This window comes from Actinoallomurus acaciae (assembly GCF_042429965.1).
Classification (GTDB): domain Bacteria; phylum Actinomycetota; class Actinomycetes; order Streptosporangiales; family Streptosporangiaceae; genus Actinoallomurus; species Actinoallomurus acaciae.
In genome coordinates this window covers 1-6,103 of record NZ_JBHLZP010000476.1, presented here as the reverse complement: position 1 = coordinate 6,103, position 6,103 = coordinate 1, and the positions used below count along the sequence as shown (strand labels likewise).

The window sequence follows — 6,103 nt, the reverse complement described above, 5'->3', positions numbered from 1 at the left end:
GATGGACATACAGTTCGATCACAAGGGCGTCCAGGTTTGTCTTCACACACTGATCATGGGCGCCCTTCACCATGCCTGCGACCGGTCCGCTAATAACCCATCAACGATCTAGGAGACACCTCGTCTCCGGCGGGGGCGGCTCTTCGGCTCCACCGCGAAGTATCCCCACGACTGGGTGAACCACAGCTCGCTGCCGATCAGGCGTGGGCGTGCGCCGGTGGGTGGGCCGCCGTCGAGTTCGGCGGTCAGTTCCTGGAGGATGCGGTCGGGGTCGTGTGCCTCGGCCAGCCACGGGTCGATCGGGCGTTCGACGGTGAACACGTCCATCCGGCGGGTTCGGCCGCCGGCGCGTTCGACCAGGGTGAGCAGCTCGTGGAAGGTGTGCATCCTCGTCCGATCCGGGTCTCGCAGCCGCTCGATGCGGTCGCCGTCGCCGGCGCGCGTGCGGACGAGGTCGACGAGCACGACGCGACCGCCGCAGACCCGGAGCAGGTCCCGTACCAGCCCGATCTGGTCGTCACCGCGGGTGTGTCCGAGCGGCGCGACGACCAGCGTGAAGCTCCCGGACGGCAGCGACCCCGCCGTGGCGCTGGTGAGCTCGCCCACCCACGGCCGGATCGCCGTGGCGAGGCCGGAGGCGCCGGAGACGTCCAGGCAGACGTCGTCGCGGCGGGGCTCGACGAAGTTCACGAGACGACGCAGGTGACAGGCCGTGGTCGTCGTGTGCGCCTGTGACCTGGAGTGGAGCACGGATCGTCGCCTCCCATGGGCGGTACCGGGACTTGGCATCGGGTATGACGCGCCCGGCGCGCCGGGAGTTCGAGGGGATCACGAACGGAAGGACTGGCCCCAGAGCATCAGCACGAGCACGACGAACGCGAACATGAAGCCGAACGTGCTGTTGCGCGACATGCTCAGGCCGATGCGTCGCATGACCCGGGTGATGATGAACGCTCCCAGGATCGCCAACAGTGCCAGCGTGACGAGACCACTCAACGGCTCTCTCCTCTGGTGCGGCCCGTACAAGCGTAGCCGCTCATCGCGATCTCAGTGGATCTCGGTGATTGCCCGTCGCCGGGAGCGGGCACGGCCGTCACCGAGACCTCACCGACGGGGGAGGGGACACCAGAGGGGGCTCCGTGACACGTCCCGCGCAGTCGACGATGGTCGTGGTGCTCGTGCTGGGCACGCTGGGCGCGTGCGGCACGTTCCGTACCGGACGCGACGTGGCCGTCACGGTCCCGGCGGACGTCCCGGCGTCGGAGGCCGACCGCGACTGGCTGACGACCGCTCACCAGGACGACCTCGCGGACATCCAGTACGGCGGGCTCGCCCAGCGCAAGGGCGTCACCGCCGCCGTACGGCACGCCGGCCGCGTGCTCGCCGCCGACCATGCGGCGTTCGACGCGAAACTGACCCACGTGGCGGACGGACTGGGCGCCGACCTGCCCCGGAGCGAGGGGGCCGATCAGTTCGCGGTCGCCCTGCGGCTGGAGAAGGAGACCGGCAGCCGGTTCGATCGCGACTTCGTGACGGTGACGATCGACTCTCACGAGAGGGCCGTGGCCCGTGCGGAGGAGGAGGTGCGTGGCGGCTCGTCGCCCGCGGCGATCGCCCTGGCCCGTACGGTCCTGCCGGAGCTGCGCGAACACCTCACGATGCTGCGCGGCGCCAGCCCGGTCGGCTGAACCCTCCACCTCAGGGTGGAGGGCGTCCCACCCGCGCGCCGATGACACCGCCGCGCACGCGGGGTTGAATCGAGGGCATGAACGACACGCTTCGGGCCGCGGACCGGGACCGTGACGAGGTCGTCGACCTCCTGCGTGAGCACTATGCGCAGGGGCGGCTCACCATGGAGGAGTTCGAAGAGCGGAGCACCGCCGCGACCTCGGCCAAGACGCTCGGCGACCTGCGCGTGCTGACCGCGGACCTGCCGGCGGCGCCCGAGCCGCGCGAGGCCGCCTGGTCGCCGGCGCGGATGCGCTGGATCGCGCTGGCCGGCGTGGCCGCCCTCGCGACCGTGGTCCTGGTGGGCGTGGCGGTGGCCGGTTACGTCAAGTTCGCCTTCCCCGTCTGGCTGATCGTCCTCGTCGCGGTCAAGCGCGCGCACGGCGGACGTCGGATGCCGCAGGCACGCCGAGCCAGGCGGTGAACGCCGCGCGGAGGCCACGCGCGACGTGACGACGGGGTGAGTCGCCGTTTCGAGCCGGGGCCGCAGGCGTGGGCGGTGCACGGCGATCGACCGGAGGAACGCCCTCAGCAGGATGGTGGCCCGTCGGTGAGCAGGCGGCGGGGGCCGGGTCCCTCGGCGCCGAGCCGGTCGTACGGGTTGGACAGCCGGCAGTGGCGCAGGGACAGGCATCCGCAGCCGATGCATCCGGTCAGGTCGTCACGGAGCCGCTGGAGCTGTGCGATCCGGGCGTCCAGCTCGCCGCGCCAGGCGGCCGACAGCCGAGCCCAGTCGCGCGGCGTCGGCGTGCGGCCCTCCGGCAGTTCGGTGAGCGCGTCCCGGATGTCGCTCAGCGGGATGCCGACGCGCTGCGACACCCGGATGAACGCCACCCGCCGGAGCACGTCGCGTGGGTAACGGCGCTGGTTGCCCGCCGTACGGCGGCTGTGGATCAGGCCCTTCCGCTCGTAGAAGTGCAGGGCGGAGACGGCCACGCCGCTGCGGGCGGCCACCTGGCCGACGGTGAGCTCCGGTGCGTCCGGAGGTGGGCAGTCCATGGCGCACAGCCTAAAGCTCAGCATTGGTAGAGGTTTGCGCCGGGGCGGGAGAGCAGGGTCACATGGACGCGACGGCCGGGCGAGGTAACCTCGTACTGACCGAATAGTGTTCGGTTGTTTGGGACGGAACCCGCAACGAGAGTTTGGGAGGCGACGTGGCCGAGGCGTACATCGTCGGAGCGGTCCGTACCCCGGTCGGCACGAAAAAGGGTGCGCTGGCGGCGGTGCACCCGGCCGACCTGGGTGCGCATGTGCTGAAGGAACTCGTCGAGCGCACGGGCGTGGACCCCGAGGCGGTCGACGACGTGATCATGGGCTGTGTCATGCAGGTCGGCCCGCAGTCCCTCGACATCGCCCGTACGGCCTGGCTGTCGGCCGGCCTGCCCGAGCGCGTGCCGGGTGTGACCATCGACCGGCAGTGCGGCTCGTCGCAGCAGGCCGTCCACTTCGCCGCCCAGGCCGTGCTGTCCGGCACCCAGGACCTCGTCGTGGCCTCCGGCGTGGAGAACATGGGCATGGTCCCGATGGGCTCCAGCGTCGCCATGGCCCTGGAGAAGGGCATGCCCTTCCCGTACGGCGACGGCTGGAACGAGCGGTACGGCGACCAGGAGATCTCCCAGTTCCGCGGCGCGCAGCTCATGTGCGAGAAGTGGGGCTACAAGCGAGGCGACCTCGAGCAGTTCGCGCTCGAGAGCCACCGCCGCGCCGTCCACGCGATCGGATCAGGCCACTTCGACCGCGAGATCGCCCCGATCGCGGGCGTGACCAAGGACGAGGGCCCCCGGGCGGACACCTCGCTGGAGAAGATGGCCGGCCTGAAGCCGCTGCGCGAAGGCTGGGAGCTCACCGCCGCGGTGGCCTCGCAGATCTCCGTCGGCGCCGGTGCGCTGCTCATCGCCTCGGAGGAGGCGGTCAAGCAGCACAACCTCACGCCGCGGGCGCGCGTCCGCACCCTCGTCGTCGAGGGCTCGGACCCGGTCTACATGCTGACCGGCCCGATCCCGGCGACCGAGAAGGCGCTGAAGCGCGGCGGCCTGTCGATCGACGACATCGACGTGTTCGAGGTGAACGAGGCGTTCGCCCCGGTGCCGCTGGCGTGGGCCAAGGAGACGGGCGCGTCGCTGGAGAAGACCAACCCGAACGGCGGCGCCATCGCGCTCGGCCACCCGCTGGGCGCGACCGGGTCGATCCTGATGACCAAGCTCGTGCACGAGCTGGAGCGCACGGGCGGCCGGTACGGCCTCCAGACGATGTGCGAGGGCGGCGGCCAGGCCAACGCCACCGTCATCGAGCGCGTGTAAGGGGTGTTCGCGGCCCCTCGGGGTCGCGGTCCGCGAAGGGCGGGGTGCCATGTGAGGCGCCCCGCCCTTCGTCATGCCCGGGGAAGTTCGATGTCACCTTGTAGAGAGGTTGTTTAAGTCTCGGGTTCGTGGAAATATACAACTCAAGTTTGAGGTTAGCTCCTAGCGAGAGTTCAAAACCTGGAGGTGGCATCCATGCTGTTGACGTCGATCGACCCGTTCATGCAGGAGTTCGAGCGCCAGTTCGACCGGCTCTCCCGCCGGCAGCCCGCCGTCATGCCGATGGACGGCGTCCGCCGCAAGGACGAGGTGCTCCTGCGCTTCGACCTCCCGGGCATCGACCCCGGCTCCATCGAGGTGACCGTGGACCGTGGCGTCCTCACGGTCAGCGCGCGCCGCGAAGAGGAGATCGCCGAGGACGAGCAGCTCTTCGTGCGGGAGCGCACGATGGGCACCTTCACCCGGCGTGTCTACCTCTCCGAGCACCTCGACTCGTCCGCCATCGACGCCGCGTACGACGGCGGCGTGCTGGCGGTCCGCATCCCGGTGCTGGAGCAGGCCAAGCCGCGCAAGGTGGAGATCCAGACCCCCGGGCGCAAGGCGCTCAAGTAAGACGGGTGCACGATCCGGGCGGGCGTCCTCGAGGGAGGCGCCCGCCCGGTGCATGATGGGGGCATCATGTCTTCACTGCCGATCGACGACAACCGGGCCGCGCTCTACACCGTCGGCCAGGTGGCGGCGATGCTCAGCGTGCAGCAGGCGTTCCTGCGCCGGCTCGACGAGCACGAGGTCGTGAGTCCCCGCCGGTCGCCCGGCGGGCAGCGACGCTACTCCCGCCAGGAGATCACGCTCGTCCAGTACGTCGTGCGGCTCACCGACGAGGGGATGACCCTGTCGGCCATCCGCCGCATCCTCGAACTCGAGACCGAGCTGCGCGCGGCCCACCGGCGCATCGCCGAGCTGGAGGCCGAGCTCGGCCGGACACGCGACGACGGTCAGGCGTCGCGCCGGCGCAGCACCAGATAGCCGCCGACGAGGGCGGCCGCCGTCCACAGCACGAGCACGCCCAGCCCGGTCCACGGGCCGAAGGCGCGGTAACCGACCGACGACCGGTCGGGCCGCACCGTGCTCATCATCACGAACCCCACCTGGTCGGGAAGGTACTGCGCGACCGTACGGATGCCGGGGACGTTGCCGAGCCCCTGGGAGTCCAGGAACAGCAGCGGAATCATGATCCCGAGCGGCAGCGCCGTGCCGCGTGCGATCGCCGCCACCCCCATCGCGAACACGCCCATCAGCGTCAGGTGCACGCAGGCCAGCAGCGTCGCCCGCAGGGCCCCGGCCGAGCCGATGGACACGCTGTGCGGGCCCAGCGCGGCCTGCGCGGTGAAGAAGGCGGCGAATCCGGTCACCAGGGAGAACGCCCCGACCGTGAGCGTGCCGGCCAGCACCTTGGCCCCGTAGAACACGCCGCGCCGCGGCACCGCCGTCAGCGACGCGAGGACCATCCCGCTCGTGTACTCGCTCCCGACGAACAGCACGCCGAACGCGACGATGGCGATCTCACCGATCAGCAGGCCGTAGAAGCCGACGAGGACCGGGTCGAACGCCGCCCGCGCGTCGGGGGCCATCCGGTCGAAGCCGGTCCGCATGCTGAGCCCGACCAGGAGGGCGAGCCCCACACAGAGCACGAAGGCCAGGACCAGGGTCCACACCGTGGATCGGGTGGTGCGGAGCTTGACCAGCTCGGCCCGCAGGGCCGCCCGTCCCGCGCTCATCGCGCCTCCCCGGTGAGTCGCATGAACGCCTCTTCCAACGACGACTCCCGCGCCGCGACCTCGTGTACCACCAGCCCGTGGGCGGCGGCCAGCTCGCCGATCCGCGCCGGATCGGCGCCCTCCGCCTCGAGCGTGCCGTCCGGCGCCGTGCCGACCGCGATGCCGGCGCCCGCGAGCGCGTCGCGCATCCGTTCCGGCTCGGGCGCCTTGATCCGCACGTAGGTGCGGCTGTTCGCGGCCACGAACGCGGACGCCGTCGTGTCGGCGAGCAGCCGGCCCCGGGCGATCACGCCGAGG

Annotated in this window: 10 protein-coding genes; 5 read left to right on the top strand and 5 right to left on the bottom strand. The window is 71.1% G+C overall.

Annotated features, from left to right (window positions below; translation table 11 throughout):
* Window positions 1-108 precede the first annotated feature (108 nt).
* Both ACFFNX_RS39135 and ACFFNX_RS39130 read right to left on the bottom strand, forming a co-directional pair.
* Window positions 109-750: a hypothetical protein gene (locus ACFFNX_RS39135; protein ID WP_378211202.1), complete on the bottom strand. Its 642-nt coding sequence runs from the start codon at window positions 748-750 to the stop codon at window positions 109-111.
* Window positions 751-828: 78 nt separating this feature from the next.
* Entirely contained in the window at window positions 829-996 is a 168-nt protein-coding gene (locus ACFFNX_RS39130) for a hypothetical protein (protein ID WP_378211201.1), read from the bottom strand.
* Between the two features lie 143 nt (window positions 997-1,139).
* Between ACFFNX_RS39130 and ACFFNX_RS39125 the strand changes: the two genes are divergently transcribed.
* Window positions 1,140-1,688 (top strand): DUF4142 domain-containing protein, encoded by a 549-nt coding sequence (locus ACFFNX_RS39125; RefSeq protein WP_378211200.1) that lies wholly within the window; start codon window positions 1,140-1,142, stop codon window positions 1,686-1,688.
* Between the two features lie 77 nt (window positions 1,689-1,765).
* Window positions 1,766-2,152 carry a DUF1707 SHOCT-like domain-containing protein gene (locus ACFFNX_RS39120; protein WP_378211199.1) on the top strand — a complete coding sequence of 129 codons (387 nt, stop codon included), beginning with the start codon at window positions 1,766-1,768 and terminating at the stop codon, window positions 2,150-2,152.
* Window positions 2,153-2,256: 104 nt separating this feature from the next.
* Here ACFFNX_RS39120 and soxR read toward each other — a convergent pair whose 3' ends face one another.
* On the bottom strand, window positions 2,257-2,727 hold the full coding sequence (soxR, locus tag ACFFNX_RS39115) for a redox-sensitive transcriptional activator SoxR (protein WP_378211198.1): 471 nt from the start codon (window positions 2,725-2,727) through the stop codon (window positions 2,257-2,259).
* A 155-nt stretch (window positions 2,728-2,882) separates the two neighbouring features.
* Between soxR and ACFFNX_RS39110 the strand changes: the two genes are divergently transcribed.
* From ACFFNX_RS39110 to ACFFNX_RS39100, 3 genes are all read left to right on the top strand, one after another.
* Window positions 2,883-4,028: an acetyl-CoA C-acetyltransferase gene (locus ACFFNX_RS39110; RefSeq protein ID WP_378211196.1), complete on the top strand. Its 1,146-nt coding sequence runs from the start codon at window positions 2,883-2,885 to the stop codon at window positions 4,026-4,028.
* Window positions 4,029-4,223: 195 nt separating this feature from the next.
* Complete coding sequence (locus ACFFNX_RS39105; RefSeq protein WP_378211195.1) at window positions 4,224-4,640, top strand: Hsp20/alpha crystallin family protein; 417 nt, start codon at window positions 4,224-4,226, stop codon at window positions 4,638-4,640.
* 66 nt (window positions 4,641-4,706) lie between these two features.
* Window positions 4,707-5,054 (top strand): MerR family transcriptional regulator, encoded by a 348-nt coding sequence (locus ACFFNX_RS39100; protein ID WP_378211194.1) that lies wholly within the window; start codon window positions 4,707-4,709, stop codon window positions 5,052-5,054.
* Here the strand turns inward: ACFFNX_RS39100 and ACFFNX_RS39095 are convergent.
* Both ACFFNX_RS39095 and ACFFNX_RS39090 read right to left on the bottom strand, forming a co-directional pair.
* Entirely contained in the window at window positions 5,024-5,806 is a 783-nt protein-coding gene (locus ACFFNX_RS39095; protein WP_378211192.1) for an ABC-2 transporter permease family protein, read from the bottom strand. The genes ACFFNX_RS39100 and ACFFNX_RS39095 overlap by 31 nt on opposite strands.
* On the bottom strand, window positions 5,803-6,103 hold a 301-nt coding region (locus tag ACFFNX_RS39090; RefSeq protein WP_512699874.1), incomplete at its 5' end, for a DUF8746 domain-containing protein. The genes ACFFNX_RS39090 and ACFFNX_RS39095, both read right to left, overlap by 4 nt.